Source organism: Corynebacterium sp. CCM 9203 (genome assembly GCF_041357675.1).
Lineage (GTDB): Bacteria > Actinomycetota > Actinomycetes > Mycobacteriales > Mycobacteriaceae > Corynebacterium.
In genome coordinates this window covers 208,664-226,181 of record NZ_JAUERY010000003.1, presented here as the reverse complement: position 1 = coordinate 226,181, position 17,518 = coordinate 208,664, and the positions used below count along the sequence as shown (strand labels likewise).

Annotated in this window: 11 protein-coding genes; 8 read left to right on the top strand and 3 right to left on the bottom strand. The window is 58.8% G+C overall.

What is annotated here, in order from left to right:
* Positions 1 to 15 precede the first annotated feature (15 nt).
* The 5 genes from QWU44_RS07725 to QWU44_RS07705 all read left to right on the top strand — a co-directional run bounded on the left by QWU44_RS07725 (position 16) and on the right by QWU44_RS07705 (position 8,574).
* Positions 16 to 747, top strand: coding sequence for a CoA transferase subunit A (locus tag QWU44_RS07725; RefSeq protein WP_370915107.1), 732 nt, complete (start codon positions 16 to 18; stop codon positions 745 to 747).
* A gap of 6 nt (positions 748 to 753) precedes the next feature.
* On the top strand, positions 754 to 1,428 hold the full coding sequence (locus tag QWU44_RS07720; protein WP_370915106.1) for a 3-oxoacid CoA-transferase subunit B: 675 nt from the start codon (positions 754 to 756) through the stop codon (positions 1,426 to 1,428).
* On the top strand, positions 1,425 to 2,609 hold the full coding sequence (locus QWU44_RS07715) for an acetyl-CoA C-acetyltransferase (RefSeq protein ID WP_370915105.1): 1,185 nt from the start codon (positions 1,425 to 1,427) through the stop codon (positions 2,607 to 2,609). Before QWU44_RS07720 ends, QWU44_RS07715 begins: the two co-directional genes overlap by 4 nt.
* Before the next feature lie 1,108 nt (positions 2,610 to 3,717).
* Positions 3,718 to 6,012: a DEAD/DEAH box helicase gene (locus tag QWU44_RS07710; protein WP_370915104.1), complete on the top strand. Its 2,295-nt coding sequence runs from the start codon at positions 3,718 to 3,720 to the stop codon at positions 6,010 to 6,012.
* A 2,058-nt stretch (positions 6,013 to 8,070) separates the two neighbouring features.
* A complete protein-coding gene (locus QWU44_RS07705; protein ID WP_370915103.1) occupies positions 8,071 to 8,574 on the top strand; it encodes a hypothetical protein in 504 nt (167 codons plus the stop codon).
* A 183-nt stretch (positions 8,575 to 8,757) separates the two neighbouring features.
* Here the strand turns inward: QWU44_RS07705 and QWU44_RS07700 are convergent, their stop codons facing one another.
* From QWU44_RS07700 to putP, 3 genes are all read right to left on the bottom strand, one after another.
* Positions 8,758 to 9,258, bottom strand: a complete 501-nt coding sequence (locus QWU44_RS07700) for a DUF2269 domain-containing protein (RefSeq protein ID WP_370915102.1) — start codon at positions 9,256 to 9,258, stop codon at positions 8,758 to 8,760.
* Between the two features lie 90 nt (positions 9,259 to 9,348).
* Positions 9,349 to 10,050, bottom strand: a complete 702-nt coding sequence (locus tag QWU44_RS07695) for an HNH endonuclease family protein (protein ID WP_370915101.1) — start codon at positions 10,048 to 10,050, stop codon at positions 9,349 to 9,351.
* A 122-nt stretch (positions 10,051 to 10,172) separates the two neighbouring features.
* On the bottom strand, positions 10,173 to 11,750 hold the full coding sequence (gene putP / locus QWU44_RS07690; protein WP_370915100.1) for a sodium/proline symporter PutP: 1,578 nt from the start codon (positions 11,748 to 11,750) through the stop codon (positions 10,173 to 10,175).
* Between the two features lie 417 nt (positions 11,751 to 12,167).
* Here putP and QWU44_RS07685 point away from each other — a divergent pair, with 417 nt between their 5' ends.
* From QWU44_RS07685 to QWU44_RS07675, 3 genes are read left to right on the top strand one after another with little or no spacing between them, the layout of a single operon-like run.
* The gene (locus tag QWU44_RS07685; RefSeq protein WP_370915099.1) at positions 12,168 to 15,509 is read left to right on the top strand and encodes an SNF2-related protein; all 3,342 of its coding nucleotides are present in this window, start codon (positions 12,168 to 12,170) and stop codon (positions 15,507 to 15,509) included.
* On the top strand, positions 15,506 to 16,351 hold the full coding sequence (locus QWU44_RS07680) for a hypothetical protein (RefSeq protein WP_370915098.1): 846 nt from the start codon (positions 15,506 to 15,508) through the stop codon (positions 16,349 to 16,351). The genes QWU44_RS07685 and QWU44_RS07680 overlap by 4 nt, the downstream gene beginning before the upstream one ends.
* The gene (locus QWU44_RS07675) at positions 16,348 to 17,511 is read left to right on the top strand and encodes an exonuclease SbcCD subunit D (protein WP_370915097.1); all 1,164 of its coding nucleotides are present in this window, start codon (positions 16,348 to 16,350) and stop codon (positions 17,509 to 17,511) included. Before QWU44_RS07680 ends, QWU44_RS07675 begins: the two co-directional genes overlap by 4 nt.
* Positions 17,512 to 17,518 lie beyond the last annotated feature (7 nt).

Genomic DNA, 17,518 nt, shown 5'->3' with positions numbered 1-17,518 from the left:
TCTGAGGAGCATTACGTGAGCAAATTACACACAGGTGACATCACCGATCTGGTGTCGGGACTCATCAGGGACGGCATGTCCATCGCAGTCGGCGGATTCGGACTGTCAGGCAGCCCCTTCGACCTCATCGAGGCAGTCAATGCCTCGGGAGCGAAGGATCTCACGATCGTGTCCAACAACATGAGCATTGACGGAATAGGGCTCGGACTCCTTCTCGAATCCCAGCAGGTGAAAAAGGTCATGGCGTCCTACGTCGGAGAAAACAAGGCGTTTGCAGAGCAATACCTCGCCGGACAACTCGAGCTCGAATTCGTTCCACAGGGATCCCTCGCGGAACGGCTTCGTGCAGCGGGCGCTGGTATCCCAGCCTTCTTCACCCCCACCGGTTACGGGACGATCATCGCGGAAGGTAAGGAAGTCCGCGAGATTAATGGACGGCACTACATCCTCGAAGAAGCCATCAGAACCGATCTGGCCCTCGTCCATGCCGCGACAGCGGACCCGAACGGGAACCTCGTCTACAACCGCACCGCCCGAAATTTCAACCCGGTGTGCGCGATGGCCGGTCGAATCACCATCGCCCAGGCTGAACAGGTAGTTGAACTCGGCGATCTGGACCCCGACTTCATTCACACACCAGGCGTCTACGTTCAGCATCTCGTGCAGGCTGTACCCCGGATCAAACCGATTGAACGGGTGACTACCCGACCACGCCCCGAAGGTAACTCCGCCGAGAAAGGAAACTGAAACGACATGGCCTGGACACGCGAAGAAATGGCGGCCATCGCCGCAGCCGAACTCAGCGACGGTGATTACGTTAACTTGGGGATCGGTATCCCCACCATGATCGCTAATCAACTACCCGAGGGCGTGAACATCATCCTGCAATCGGAGAACGGAATCCTTGGAATGGGCCCGTTCCCTTTTGAGGGGGAAGAAGACCCCGATCTCATCAATGCCGGGAAACAGACCGTCACACTCAGCAAGGGGGCGGTAGTGTTCGACTCGGCAGAGAGTTTCGCGATGATCCGGGGCGGAAACCTCAAGCTCGCGGTACTCGGTGCGATGGAGGTTTCCGAGAAAGGGGATCTCGCTAATTGGATCATTCCCGGAGTCATGGTCAAGGGAATGGGGGGAGCGATGGACCTGGTCGCGGGAGCCCCCCGGGTCATCGTCCTCACCGACCACGTGGACAAAAAGGGACGTCCGAAACTCAAGAAGAACTGCACCCTGCCACTCACCGGAACGCAGGTCGTCGACCGCGTCATCACCAACCTTGCAGTTTTCGACATCACCGAGCGCGAAGGAATGGTGCTCCGGGAACTCGCGCCGGGTGTGAGCCTGGCAGAGGTCGAGGAAAACACCGAAGCGACATTTACCGTCATCACCGATGACGGAGCAACCCGGATCGAAGGAGAACAATCATGAAACGCGAAGCTGTTATCGTGGGAGCTGCCCGCACACCACAGGGAAAACTCCTCGGCGTATTCAAGGACGTCTCCGCAGTTGATTTGGGTGGCGTGGCAATCAAAGCCGCCGTGGAACGCTCCGGAATCAATCCGCAGCACATTGATCAGGTCATCATGGGACAGGCCATCCAGGCAGGATCCGGGCAAGTGCCGGCCCGCCAGGCGGCGATCAACGCCGGGATTCCCCTCAGTGCGTTCGCGGACACACTGAACAAGGCCTGCCTCTCCGGCATCGAGGCGGTCACCCAAGCCGCCCGACTCATCCGATGTGGTGACGCAAACGTGGTGGTAGCTGGTGGTCAGGAATCCATGACCTGTGCCCCGCACCTGCTCACTGCGGCACGCTCAGGAACTGTTCTGGGGCCGACCACAGCGGAAGATGCCATGCTGTATGACGGACTCCAGGACCCGTATACCGGAGAGACCATGGGGGCGCTCACGGAGAAAGGCAACGGAGAACGTGGCATCACCCGGCAACAGCAGGACACTATCGCGGAACTCAGCAACCGGCGTGCCCATGAAGCGCAGGAGGAAGGCCGATTCCGCGACGAGATCGCCCCGGTAACGGTCCCACAACGGAAGGGCGACCCCCTGGTGGTGGAGAGCGACGAGGGGATACGTGCGGACACCACCATGGAGAGCCTCGGGAAACTCCGCCCGGCATTTAACCGGGAGGGGACGATCACAGCGGGTAACTCATCCCAGATCTCAGACGGCGCAGCGGCACTGGTCGTGGTCAGCCGCGAGTACGCGCAGCGGAACGGGCTTGAGATCCTCGCCACCATCGAAGGGCAGGGGAGTACCGGGGGACCGGACCACTACCTGCATTCCAAACCCGCCGACGCCCTGAAAAAAGCACTCTCGGACAGTCGGATACAACTCGATGACGTCGATTTTGTGGAAATCAACGAGGCCTTCGCATCGGTGGTCATCCAATCCCTGCGCGACCTGGACCTGGACATGGGGAAGTGCAATCCCAATGGAGGCGCGATCGCCCTGGGGCACCCGCTGGGGGCCTCCGGTGCCCGGGTTCTGGTGACCGCCGTTTATGAACTTCTCCGTCGTGGAAGTGGGACCGCCGCCGTCTCACTCTGTGGAGCTGGAGGGCAGGGACAAGCGATGGTGATCAGTAGGTACTGATTCACCCGCATTCATGAGCTAAGGCATCCGTGATGTTTCTCTCGATCGTTTCACGTGCATCCAGGTTTGGTTATCGTAAATGGTTGGTTGTGTTCCGGATTTATAGGGAGGTGGGGATATCCTGAAAGGGGCAATCTTTCACCTAACTGGAGTGACTATTGTGGCTGCTCTTTTGTATGGGTCACATTGGAAGTATCTTGACCCGACTGTGGGAAAGTTTGTCGCCTATCTGAGGTGTTGAATAATGCCAATATTCATCACCTGGGGGGCGGGGAGAGAAGTTTCGAAACCCTAGTGGAATTTATGGGAAGATGGTGAATCTTTACGCTTGTCACCCTGACTGTATTTGGGCCCCAAGTCATGGCGGAAAGATTGATCGTATTGTCATTAGAGGGCTTCTTGAAGATCTGGGGTCTTTTCTAAAAAGGCGGATGAAATATTGATATCCTTATAAAATTAAAATATTGCCCGAATATCCCATGGTCGAAATTTGTCATTAGTTAGATTGTGGGTTTCCGCCCCTTTGCAGAGGTTAATATTTTCTAATATAATTTATAGTGCATTAATTATTGGATAATGGATTAGGTGTCGATAAATTTTAGTGACTGTCTTATGTGTTGCCAGAAAATTATTGAATATATTTAGGTTTCGACCTGACGGTTCACCTTAAATTTTCTGCTCACCGCGGTGTTTGTGCTGGCTCTGGATTAGCCAAACGGCGGTTTTGCGCGTACTGTGGAGAAGTACTGCTTTTCACTAGCCTACATCCCCGGTGGTTGTACGCCCGATCTTGTTGAGCGCCGACATGGCCTCACTGGATCATTGGGATGCTGGTTTGTGTCGTGTCCGCGAGGTCGTCGTCAGTCACTTGAAGCTGGCTGTGACGAGCCTTTTGCGTAGACACCATCTTCCATCGACGAGTCAGACACCCTCATGGGATTAGTCTGTTAGATGTGGACCGGCAAGGCCCAGGTGTGGCGAGCAGGACACAGTGCCCCGTAGTGCAAGCGTCGGGTAGCGCTGGTCGGTGCGGTCTTCATAACGCCAGGCACCGATACAACATCAAGAAAAATAATGTGTGAGCCGCGCGAACAGCGTGCGGAATGACATGAGCAGCGCGAAATATGAAGTCGCGCAGAAGAATGAGGATGGCGCAGTGAACGCCCAGAACGAAAACAACTTGAACACCAACGGTGATGCGAATGAGATCATCACCCTGGATGACGTGGTCAATGCAGGTGCAGAGAACACCGCGGCTGAAATCAGTGCGGATACCGCTGATGCAGAAAACCCCGAGACTGTCGTTGTGACCGTCGCGAGTGATGATGACGTTTCCGACGTTGAGGCATCCGGCGAGGTTAGCGACGAAGCGGAAGAAGCTCCGGTCGTCGTGGAAGATGATGCAAAGCACGACGTCGACACACAGGAGAGCGCTCCGGAAAAAACCCCGGAGGTCAAGGCCGAAGAACCGGAAGAGAACGGTTTCGCTGGACTCGGACTGCCGGAACGCACTCTGGCGGCCGTCCGCAAGATTGGTTACGAGTCCCCCTCACCGATCCAGACCCAGACGATCCCGCTTCTCATGGAGGGCCGGGACGTTGTCGGGCTCGCCCAGACCGGCACCGGTAAAACCGCTGCGTTCGCACTGCCCATCCTCTCCCGAATCGATCCGTCGGTGAAGGCGCCCCAGGCACTCGTGCTTGCGCCAACCCGTGAGCTCGCACTCCAGGTCGCCGATGCGTTCCAGGGATTCGCCGATCACATCGGCAACCGGATCAGTATCCTACCGATTTACGGTGGCCAGGCCTACGGCGTGCAGCTCGGTGGTCTCCGTCGTGGTGCGCAGATCGTGGTCGGTACCCCCGGTCGCGTCATCGACCACCTGCAGAAGGGGTCACTGGACATCTCCGGCTTGCGCTACCTCGTTCTCGATGAGGCCGACGAGATGCTGAACATGGGCTTCCAGGAGGACGTCGAGCGGATCCTCGCCGACACACCCGCCGAGAAGCAGGTCGCCCTGTTCTCCGCGACGATGCCCAACGGTATCCGTCGCATCTCTAAGCAGTACCTCAATGACCCGGCGGAGATCACCGTCAAGTCAAAGACCCGTACCAACACCAACATCACGCAGCGCTACCTTTCTGTCGCGCACCGGAACAAGATCGACGCGCTGACCCGTATCCTCGAGGTCACAGAGATCGAGGCCATGATCGTGTTCGTACGCACCAAGCACGAGACGGAGGAAGTCGCTGAGAAGCTGCGCGCCCGGGGATTCTCCGCGGCCGCCATCAACGGTGACATCGCCCAGGCTCAGCGTGAGCGCACCGTCGACCAACTCAAGGATGGTCGCCTTGACATCCTCGTCGCGACTGATGTCGCCGCCCGTGGACTCGACGTCGACCGCATCAGCCACGTGCTCAACTTCGACATCCCCCATGACACCGAGAGCTACGTCCACCGTATCGGCCGTACCGGCCGTGCGGGCCGCTCCGGTGAGGCGATCCTGTTTGTCACTCCGCGTGAGCGTCGCATGCTGAAGTCCATCGAGCGGGCGACCAACGCCCCGCTCAACGAGATGGAACTCCCGAGTGTTGAGGAAGTCAACGATTCGCGTAAAGCGAAGTTCGCCGACTCCATTACTGCCGCGCTGGAGGACAAACAGGTCAATCTCTTCCGTCACTTGGTCAAGGAGTATGCGGAAGAGCACGATGTGCCACTCGAAGACGTTGCTGCCGCACTCGCTACCCAGGCCCAGGCTGGCAATGATTTCCTTCTCAAGGAACAGCCGAAGCGGGATCGTGAGCGTTTTGACCGTGATCGGGACCGTGGCAATGATCGCGGTGGACGTTTCGACCGGGGCGATAGACCGGACCGAGGCGACCGTGGCGACCGAGGCGGAAATGCCCGCTTCGACCGTGGCGACAAGAACCTCTCCGTGTATCGCGTCGCGGTCGGCAAACGCCAGCATGTTCGCCCGGGTGCCATCGTCGGTGCGTTGGCTAACGAGGGTGGACTGACTTCTCAGGATGTCGGGCGTATCACCATCAATGTCGACCACACTCTGGTTGAACTACCCAAGGATCTGCCCCGCGAAGTGTGGGAAAACCTGTCTGACACCCGCATCTCGGGCCAGCTCATTCAACTGGAGCACACTCCGGATGCACCCATCGGACGCCAGTCTTCCGGTGGTGGTGGTTTCCGCGGTGGCGACCGTGGTGGTCGTGGTGGTTTCCGCGGTGGTGACCGTGAAGATCGTGGTGGTCGTGGTGGTTTCCGCGGTGGTGACCGTGAAGATCGCGGTGGTCGTGGTGGTTTCCGCGGTGGTGACCGTGAAGATCGCGGTGGTCGTGGTGGTTTCCGCGGTGGTGACCGCAACACTGACCGTGGCGGCTGGCGCAGCTAACCTCCACAGCGATCAACGCTTTTCGGCCGTACACGGCTGAGGCAAGCAAAGAGCGACCCCCGATCACACTTCCGGCATTTACCGGAGTGTGATCGGGGGTCGGCCTATGTCATTGAAAGGTCGCCGAGAGTAGCTGTAGTTGTCGTCGTAGTATCCACGACCGTCTACTCACTGACCAGCACGGTTGTCTCGCAGGGGGGGCGGATGTGAACTCAACGGTCGGTCTGGCTCCCACTTCCGGGAAGGTTCAGTGCAGTGGATATATGTTCGGGGGCAGTGCGACCTGGACCTGACTTTCGCTGACCCGCGTATCGTGTTCGATCCTCTTTCCGGGGATGGAGAACTGTTCATCCGGTTTAGCAAGCAACATCAGGGAGACTGACACGGGCCGGAGGAAGCTCAACTTGGTTCACTCGACACACCGGTGCCGGGAGGTTTAACGGTGCAGGTCTGGTGGTTAGCTGGGATCGCAGCACCGTGACGTGGGCGGAAGAGAAGAACAGTGTGTCCTCGAAATTTTTACACAGCGCGAGGGAATCTGACTGTCCTGAGCTTCGGCTATCCGGGGGAAGTCTTACCGGGTGTCGATAGCCCCGCGTACTGGGCCATCAGTGGCGTCAGCGTTGATGTGGCGTGGGGGCGGCCAATGCGTTGGACATACTAAAGATGATGGAATCGCTGTTGTCAGCAAATGTGAAACCGGGTTCATTGAGAGGTATTTCGCTGACCTGGGAACAAAGCTAATCAGCGAGAGGGTTGACAGGCGCATCAGATTTGATTCAGGTTGGGGTGGACAAACGGGCACTCTCTTCTATGTTGATTTCGACGATCGATTGGTCCACAAGGTTTCTGTCACAGCGGAATGCCTCGCCGGTGATGCCATCATCGCCGCGGTGCCGGTCACGTCGCCGGCGGTGTGGGTGGCAGTACCTAGGACGCACGAAAAAAATCACGGGTGTCGCATTCGCTGAAGAATCGGGAAACCTCGGAGCTCTGTACGAGACGGGGCCGAATGGCGGATTCATTGCTGTGGACGTGACGGAGAGGTTCGCGAAAGGCACTCCCGCGTGTTTCGGATGTCCTGGGTAAAGAACTGAATGAGAGGAGTGCACCAGTCACCTGTGTGGCGACCAGCGCAACTCTTTGTTATTACACGGGCTTAGGTCTGATTCCGGATAACACCTTCCTGCATATCAAGGAAGGAAACTACTTTTGCTGCTGGTACCCGTACCGGAGGTGTACCTGTGATCTGACCCCGTGGCGAAGACTGTGACACCACTGAACATGGTTAATCCCCAGAAAGAGATTCATGGAATCAAGGCTGGTGCCAATATCATCAGGGGCACCTCGGTGCCGTTTTCGTCGCCGACGATAACGCCGTGGTGGCCTCCTGGTGTTCGGGGGAAACGGCGGTCATCGACCCGGTATCCGGTGGACTCGACGGGATGACGGACACCAGCGGCTACGGCTAGCACGTGAAGGACACCCGTTTCCCTTCACTGACTGACGGTGCCAGAGTTTTCCGATGGTTCGATCTATGTCTTTGATCACCCCCAAGGATTTTTCCGGAGGGAACTTTTCGTGGGTCGGCTCCGGTTGTCCGCGATCGCAGGTATCAGTCAGAAGGATCCTGCTATCGAACCGATTCAGATGACCATGATATAACAATCCAGAGTGAGACCCCGGAAACGCATGAAGTGGAGCCGATGGCCTCCGGGGAGCTCTGCCCGTGTTCAGTGGGGTTATCTTCCACTTTCTTACTCACCCGGTGCAGTTACCCGTGTTGTTGGACCAGCCGAGGTGCTCAGTATTCAGATTCAGCCTGGGACAACGGGCTGGAAGGATTCGTTCCGGGTTCTGCACATGTGTCGGGAAAGCTAACGAAATCGTGGTCGGGCCGGATAGGATCGTCAGGAGTCGACCGTATCCGATGTAAAGTCACTCTCGGAATCTTCTGTGGCAGTCCGAGAGGGGCGGTCGCAGAAGATACTCTGATTTCACCTCCTGCATGGCCTACTCCGGCTCATGCGGCCCGACAATTTCCGGAAAGAACATCTCATGCCTACCTCGTTCCGCCTCTCCATCATCCGTTCGGGCGTCGCGGTTGCCAGCAGTCTTGCGCTGGCCACCACGATTCTCGTTCCCGTTTCCGTAGCCGAAGAGGCCGCACCGGATACCGACCGCACCGTGGTCACCGGGCCAGAAACGTCGGGGGATACCCTGGCGGTCGATAGGGCGGGTGATGAGACGTTCACTCCGCATCTTCGGGGTAAGGTGACGCCTCCGGATGATTACACTCCTCCGCAGCCCAGTGGTTCTGCTGCGCAACTGTCCTCGGGATTCAATATCCTGAACAGTACTGAAACGTTATCGGGGAAGAGCGTCGGGTTGAGTACGGGTATGGGAGTGAGCGGTGTCCTGAGTCTCGGAGCGTTCGTCATGCTGGCTATCGTTATCGCTCGACAGTCAAACATCCTGCCCAGAATTCCCGTCGATTTCTCGGCGTCAGCGGAAGTTCTCGGTGGGCTCTCGTCCCGGATTCTCCCGCAACCGGCTCCCTGATCGGAAGCATGACAGTGGGCGCTGATTCCGGGCCAGAAACTCTGGTGGGAACGATAAACCCGCCCAGGGGCGGGATTCACACCGAACTGTACTCCCGGTCCGTGTTCTGATCTCTCAGTTCGACCTTTGTGGAGCAGCACACACCGTTGGGCGGGTCTTTTCGCGTAGTTGAGCCGCTGTATCTCAGATCATCATCAGAATCGCGACGATGAACCACAGCAACGAGAAGATGCCGCCGAACATGGACAATTTCTTCGTCGTTGCGGTCCAGTTAACTCCTGCGGTTCCATCGATGGAACCATCGTCGACGTTGAGAGCTGACGCGGGATCATCATCATCAGTTACTACCCCGAGGTTGGCCATCAGCTTCTTCTGTTGCGGAACGATGAGGAAGAACAGGATTCCCCAGGCGACCACGGACAACAGTATGGAGACGTGGAAACGTCCATCCTTCAGGAATACCGTGTCGGTGAGGAACAGACCCAGTCCCAACAGAGGAACGAGGAGGGAAAGAAAACCGTAGGTCTTGGTGATGCGGTGAAGCATGGCGGCAGAACCGAGTGCCGCGCTGTCACCCTCATGGGCTGCGCGTGCGCGGCCCTGAAACATGGAGACGGCGATGGTCACCGGTCCAAGGAAAACGATTGCTGCCAGCACATGCAGAATGCTGATGAGATTATCCACGTCGGGGATCGGCCTCTCGAAGGTCGGGGATGGAAGGACCTGACTACCATAACCTGGTGACCGGTTTGCGGGATAAAGAGCGGGGCTGCTTCAACGGAGAATGCCGTTCAATCGCTCGAGCAGACATTGCCTGCGCATTTTCACTGCGTCATCCACGGTCAGCGGGAGGGCGTAAGCCTGAGCGACAGCAGCTATCCGGCGCACATACCAGCATCGTGCCCATCGATCTGTCGGAAGCCATGTGGCAGGAAGTGCATCGGACTTCGCTCTGTTCTCCACAGCCGTGACGACAACCAGATTCAGTGGATCGTTGGCGAATCGTACTCGCACAGAAGGATCCCATTCCGATGCGCCCATATCCCAGGCCGCAGCTAGCGGGTAGATGTGGTCGACCTCGATGCGTTGTTTCCGTTCCGGGCTCCGCGTCGCCATGATTCCACCGGAATACGGATCGAGACCCTTCGTGGCCTTGATTGTGCAGTCACGGAGGACGAGCGCACCGGGGAGGGCTTTCGAGACCATCATCTCCCGGGTCGTGCAGGTTGAGTTGCCCGCACGCGCGGGGCCCCAACCGGCACCGAACTGGTCACGACGATATCCGGGAACATCGGGTCGATCGGTGACGATTCTGATATTCGGTAACGTCTCGGACAATCGTGGTGGTTCCGATTGCCCGTTTGGTATCCGACCCGTTGTCGGCGCGAGCGTATAGAGCAGCAGGCTGGCGGTCATGAGAATGAGTGAAACGGTGATCCATGCTGGAGGGCGGGTACCGGGGGTGGTTGTCGACATGAATCATTGGACCCGGGGTTGCGGAATCCGGTTCCTTGAATACGACTGGCCCGGCTCTACCCGTTCGGGGCGGTGCCGGGCCAGTCGTCGATCATCGGTCACGACCGTCGAGAGCGGGGTATCTAGATTTCGCCCTTCGCGGCTTTGGCCTGTACCTCATCGACCGCGAGGTCGGGATTTCGGTCGGAGAGCTTCGCCAATTCAGCGGCTTCATCGAACTCTCGGGTGACGGCACGGGACGGGGGTGCGGTCAGCAGAGAGACGACGACCATGACAATGGTTGCGAGGATGAAGCCGGGAACCATCTCATAAAGGAAACCACCGAGTGCAGACCTGCCCCAGAAGAATGCGACCAGGGCACCGGTGGCCATACCTGCGATGGAGCCTGCGGTGTTGAGGCGACGCCAGTAGAGCGACGCGATCACGACCGGGCCGAAAGCTGAGCCGAAGCCTGCCCAGGCGAAGCCGACGAGTCCGAGAATCGAGGCGTCGGGATTCCACGCGAGGATAGCGGCGATGATGGCGACGCCGACCACAGCGGTACGGGAGTAGTAGACCAACTTCTGATTGGACATGGCGCTCTTGTGGAACAGTCGCAGCAAATCCTCGATGAGCGCGGAGGACGTGACCAGGAGCTGAGATGAGATCGTCGACATAATCGCCGCAAGAACCGCCGTGAGCACCAGACCTGCGATCAACGGGTGGAAGAGGATGCGGGCCATGTCGAGGAAGATCGTCTCGTAGGAGTCGCGGTCGGTGATCGCGATGTTCGGGTCCTGTCCGAAGAAGGATGTTCCGATCAGTGCAACGGCGGCGGCACCGATGACACAGAGCAGCATCCAGCCGATGCCGATGCGGCGCCCGGCTTTCGCCTCTTTGGGGGAACTGAGCGCCATGAACCGGACGATGATGTGTGGCTGGCCGAAGTATCCGAGCCCCCATGCCAGGTTACCGATGATGGCGGCGAAGGAGACTCCGGAGATCATCGAGAAGTAGGACGGATTACCTGTTCCCTCGGTGTAGGGGCCGTAGTCGTTGGAGGTAGCCCAGGTGAAGATGGAGGCGGGATCGTTCATCACGAACAGTGCCATCACCGGGACGATGAGCAGTGCCGCGAACATGATCATGCCCTGGACGGCGTCTGTGTAGCAGACCGCGAGGAATCCACCGATGACCGTGTAGATGACGGTTACGACAGCGACGACGAGAAGGCCCGTGTGATAGTCACCGTCGAAGGTGGCCTGGAAGTACTTTCCGCCGGCAACCATGCCCGCGGAGACATAGAAAGTGAAGAACACCAGGATGATCAGTGAACTGATGATACGGAGGGTGTGTGACTTGTCGCGCAGCCGATTCTCGACGAAGGACGGGATGGTGATGGAGTTGTTCGCCACCTCCGTGTAACTGCGTAGGCGTGGAGCGACCCAGAACCAGTTTGCCCAACAACCGATCAGCAGTCCGATCGCGATCCAGAGTTCCGAGAAGCCGGTCACGAACAGAGCACCCGGAAGCCCCATCAGGAGCCAGCCTGACATATCTGATGCACCGGCAGAGAGTGCGGCGACAAATGGGTTGAGGCCGCGACCGGCCAGAACGTAATCATCGTATTCGTCGGTCTTGCCGAACCCCCAGAATCCGATGGCGAGCATGACGAGCATGTATATGACAATGGCAATGACGAACCAGGTTTGTTCGGCCATGTGTCCTCCTAGGTGTACTGGATGGCGGTGTATGGTGACTGTCTCGTGAGGGGCTTCTCCGGGGAATCGTCGAAAGTCATCGTTGGATCGGGCCGCCATCTGGTGAGATCAGCCTTAAAGACGGTTTCACACCAGCTTAGAGTCAGCAACCCTGAGACGTGTGATCCATGGAGTTATTTCCGGCGGAAGGCGGGGTAACCGTCGACATGGTTCCTTAAAACAGGTGGTGAGAGCCCTGATTTCGGGGGAGTGTGCGGGGGCACCTGGGAGTTCGTTGGCCGGATGGGAGAAGATGCCCGTTCTGGGGGGGTGAGAGCAGGATGTGTAGTGGGTGTTTACCTCCGGGGTGCTGAGTATCGAAAAAATGTTCGCCTCAGATGGTTGGGGGAGTCAGGTGTCGGTGGTAGAAAAGACAGCATGACTCCGGAGCCCACGCATCTCGCACATGGGTTGTGGTGCCGTGACACGGGCCTGCACGTATGGATCGAGCAAATTGACGGACATCGTGTGGTCGGTCCCGACTCAGTTCCGGACGGTACATTTCCCATGGCTTTGGAGACCACGTTGTCGGGGAGATCCTTCCGACACAGGATTCCCGTCATTCTTCAGACTCCGAAACAACGTAGAGTCAGCCTCACTGTTCCGACTACGGCTTTTACCCCCGAACAAGCGGTTGAACTGCTGGCACAGCTCGCTCCGCTGGATCAGCCGGGTCCTGCAGTGGGACCGATGCAACGAGCAGCGGTCGCCCCCGACTTGTTGTGGCTGGTCCGGTTGTATCTGGGGCTCGAACGGTTCGTCCGAGCCGGAAGAGTTTCCCTGCGGTGTCGATGGGCTGACGGGCAGTGGTGGCCCGAATGGCAGTTGGTGATGGGGGCGGATGAAGCCATGTGGTTGACAGCCATGGCCGCCGCCGCTCCCCGGATTCTCACCGTCAATGCCTCGGCGGCAGTTGCCGAGGAAATAGCAGGAATTCTTCCGCACTGGATCGCACTCGCCTATTTGGCTGACTGTCGGCTTGCCGACGTGGATCGTGAACCGCATCCCTTCGTTGCTGCATTGCTCGCTGGTGAAGCCCTCAACAGGGGCAATGCGCGACTCGTCGCCGGTTTGACGGAGTGGCGGGACTCATTGGACAGTGAACGGCTTGAGCTGGTTTTCGTCGTCGAGGAACCAGGACCCGGCCCCTCCGTCTCCGCGTCACCCAAACCCGCACCGGGCAAGGATCGGGTGATTGATCTGACCCGTGCCCGTGGTGCCCGGTACACGGTGTCTGCGCTTCGTGGGCTCGCTGAGACGGTGGTTCACGAACCCGGAGATGAGGAGCAGGTTGAAGATCTCTGGCGGGTACGGGTCGCGGTCAGGAAAGACGGTGGTACCCCGGAGCCTTTCCGACGTGGGATTTGGCCAGTTGAGATCTGGCAAAAATTGAATGAGCAGCATCTCAGGGCCGTCCGCGTCAGTGCTCTCTTGGATGACACCCGCCACGGGCTCGGGCTCCGTGATTCTGCTACCGGGAGCGATGATGGTGACTGGGATGTGGCCCTGAGCGGAAGCCAGATCCTCGCCTTCGTTGAGAAGGATGCCGTCGCACTACGGAACGCGGGTTTTCTGGTGCTGTTGCCCGCGTCATGGTCGCACCAGGAAATGGGCTTGAAGGTGACCACCTCTTCGCCCCAGGATCCGGGTGTCGCTGGTGGCACACATCGCCGGTTCGGTCTGGACCAGATAGTCGACTACAACTGGCGTATCAGTCTCGGAGACACAGTTCTGGACGATAGTGAGATGGCTGAACTGGTCAATTCCCGGGATGGCTTGGTTAAGCTCCGTGGCAACTGGGTCGTCGCGGATAAGGCGAGCGTCGCCCGTGTGGCAAAGTACGTGGAGGAGCTGGTGAGAGCGGGGGAAGGACATCTCCGTGAAGAGGTTGAACGGTGCCGTGAGGCACTGGCAACTGCCCGGATGTCGGGAGACAGCGATGTCCGGGATCTGGAGGAGAAACTCGAAGCGGCGAGCCGGGAATACCTGGAAGGCACAGGTACATCAGGGGCGTTGACCGCAGCCGAACTCCGAAAGATCGCGATGGAGAGTTTCGCCGTTGAGGATGCTCCTGTCGAATTCACTGCCATCGGTTGGCATGCACGGATCATGGGGGAGAGCATCGCCACCGATGCAGATGGTCTCCCAACCGGTGCAGTCCCGGAGCAGCCGGCCCCGTGTCGGGTCGAGATTCCCGCGACCGTCCATGCGGAGCTTCGTCCCTACCAGAGGCGGGGAGTTGACTGGCTCCACTGGATGTCACGATCTGGTCTGGGAGCGGTTCTCGCGGATGACATGGGATTGGGTAAAACCCTTCAGATCCTTGCGCTGACCGCCGCTGAAAAGCAGGAATACGACTCTGACGGAAATTTCGGTCCGACCCTGGTGATCGCTCCGAATGCGGTTCTCGCGAACTGGGCGGCGGAAGCCGCGCGCTTCGTTCCCTCCTTCAGCGTCATCGTGCACCACGGTGCAACGCGTCTTCGTGGTGCTTCTTTCACCGGTACTGTCGTCGATACCGATGTCGTGATCACCAGTTACGGAACAGTGACCCGTGACCTGGAGGCGCTTTGCGAAGTCGGCTGGTGGCGCGTAGTTCTCGACGAAGCTCAGCACATCAAGAACTCCGCGACCGCCGTTTCGCGGGCTGTCCGGAGCATTCCCTCCCGGCACCGTGTCGCATTGACAGGAACCCCGGTGGAGAACCGGTTATCAGAACTGCGTTCGATTATGGACTACTGCAACCCCGGTGTCCTCGGTAGCGCAAATTTCTTCCGGAACCATTATGCGAATGCCATCGAGAAATATGGTGACGAGGAGATGACTGAGCGGCTCCGTACATTCACTGCTCCGTTCATCCTGCGTCGGGTGAAGACAGATCCCACTGTTATCGACGACCTCCCGGAGAAGAACGAGACCATTCTCCGGGTCCCGATGACACCTGAGCAAGCGGCCCTTTACCAGAGTTACGTGAACGAAGTACAGGAGAAACTGGCGGGAACCGAGGCCATTGCACGTCGTGGGCTGGTCCTCGCGGCGATTACCAGAACGAAGCAGATTTGCAATCACCCTGCCCACTACCTCGGTGACGGTTCGCCGGTCTCGATCCGTGGAAGGCATCGGTCCGGCAAGGTTTCCGCACTGATGGATCTGCTCGACGAGACCACCGCAGCCGGGGAACGGACAATCGTGTTCACCCAGTACCGGGCCTTCGGAACGATTCTTGCTCCGTATTTGTCCTCACGACTGGATCGGAATATCCCGTTCCTGCATGGTGGATTGAGTCGGGGCCGACGGGACCGAATCGTCGCTGAATTCCAGTCCACCGACGGTCCACCAGTGATGATCGTCTCCCTGAAAGCGGGAGGAACCGGCCTCAATCTCACAGCGGCCAACGTTGTGGTTCACATGGACCGTTGGTGGAATCCTGCCGTGGAGAATCAGGCCACTGACCGGGCTTACCGGATCGGCCAGCTCAAGGACGTCCGCGTCTACATGATGGTCACCGAGGGCACGATCGAGGAGGCGATCCAGGAAGTGCTCGAAGGAAAACGTCGTTTGGCGGGCACGGTGATCAATGGTGGAGAAGGATGGATCACGGAATTGTCCGATGCCGAGCTGGCGGAACTGTTCAGCTACCGGGATAGGGTCGGAGCGCACGGTTCCCGGGCGGCTGAGCCTCCTACCGGGCCGGTCAAGTTGAGAGAGGAAGCGGAATGAGCGACACCGGTACATCTCGCCGAGGACACAGCACGGGCGCCGACAACGTTATCTACGCAAATTTTGGACGTACCACACGGGTCACCACCGAAACGCCTCGTGCAAAGAAGAAACAGAAGAACGTGGTACCTGTGAGTCCCGTCATGCGCAGACTCGGCGAAGGGGTCGCCGCACTTGCGGAGGAGGGACGCCGGAAAAGAGGTGTGGCTTATGCCACTAACGGCAATGTTCTCTCCGTGACCGTTGATCGGGACCGCATCGTCGGGACCGTCGCGGGTAGCCAGAATGAACCATTCACGGTTACCGTCAGCCTCGGTTACCGGGGGGCGGAGGATCTGCAGCGGGCTATCAGGGTTCTGGCCGGAGACCCCCGGGGGATCGATGCCGTCCGACGGGGCAATATTCCTGATGAAGTACTCGATGTTCTGCTCTGTGCAGAGGCAGACGAGTTTCGTTTCCACTGCACATGCCCTGATCCGGCTCCCGTGTGCAAACACTCGGTTGCTGTTGCACGGATAGCATCGGAGAAACTCGAAGCCGGACCGCATCTCCTCTATGCCCTGCGTGGAGTCGATCCTGTCGCGGTTCAACGCAGCATGAGCGGCGCGGTCACGGAGCGGAACGAATCTGCGGTGGTGAGCACTGAGGAGTTCTGGCGAGGTGCCGAGTTTCCCCCGCTTCCGGAGCCGACGGCGTCACCACTCATTGATGAGACCGATCCAGACAAGCTCGTCGAGGCATTGTTCACCGTCTCCTACACACGTATCGAAGCCCGCCACGGCGTTGCGGAGATCACCGAGCTCTACCATCATCTTGCCCATGGACCCCGGAGCAGTACATGACCACAATCTCTTTCCTCCACACATCCGACTGGCAGCTCGGGATGGAACGCTGGTTCCTTCCCCCTGAAGCGCAGGCACGGTTTGACCAGGCGCGTATTGACGCCATCCGAGTACTCGACGCCGCAGCAGTCAGCCATGGGTGTGCATTCATGCTCGTCGCCGGGGACATTTTCGAACACAATAGTCTCGCGGAACACACCACCGGGCGTGCTCTCGAGGCCCTGGCCTCGTTACGTACCCCGGTGTGGCTGCTGCCCGGCAATCACGATCCCCTGACCGCAGCAAACCCGTTCTACGGCGCGTGCAACATCCCCGGTGTTAGTGTTCTCGCGGATGACGCACCCCGGGAGGTCGCCGATGGTGTCGAATTGGTTGGTGCCCCATTGACTGCTCGATATGCCAGCGAAGACCTCGCGGCACGTGCGCTTGGGAAGCTGGAGGTGACACCGGGTATCAGGATTCTCGCCGCCCATGGACAAGTACTCCACAGGGGTGGTGATCCGGGTCCGGGTCTCATCGATCTCGGGGTTCTTGAGGATGCACTGGCCCGGAGGATCATCGACTACGTCGCGCTCGGGGACACTCACTCCGCACAGTCGGTCGGTGAGACTGGCCGGATCTGGTTCTCCGGTGCGCCGGAGGCCACGGACTACCATGATCTCGATTCCGGTGGGGGCGGGGAGGACAATTCGGGAACGGCCCTCGTGGTCACCGTAACCGTTGACGATGACGCCCCCGATTCGCCCGCGGAGGTAGTTGTTCGACAGATCGATGTTGGAACGTGGATATTCGAGTCTCTCGGCGCAGAGATCAACTCCAGTGCGGACGTCTCCGCGTTCATCTCCCGACTCGATGGGTACCCGGATAAGGCGAGGACCGTCATCAAGTACGCGCTGCGTGGATCTGTCGACCTCGGTACCTGGAAGCATCTGGAGAACGAACTCGCCAGGCTGGAACCCCGATTTGCCTCACTCAGGGAACGCCCCCGGCTGATGGATCTCTCTGTGGTACCAGGGGACGCAGAGCTGCGGGAACTTTGCTTGTCCGGGTATGTGGCGGGCGCGTGGGACGAGCTTCTCGACGCCGCACTCGGCAGCGACACCACACCCGCAGACCCTGTCGCCCGAGATGCCCTCCGGTTGCTTCACCGATTTGTCTGAGAAGGAA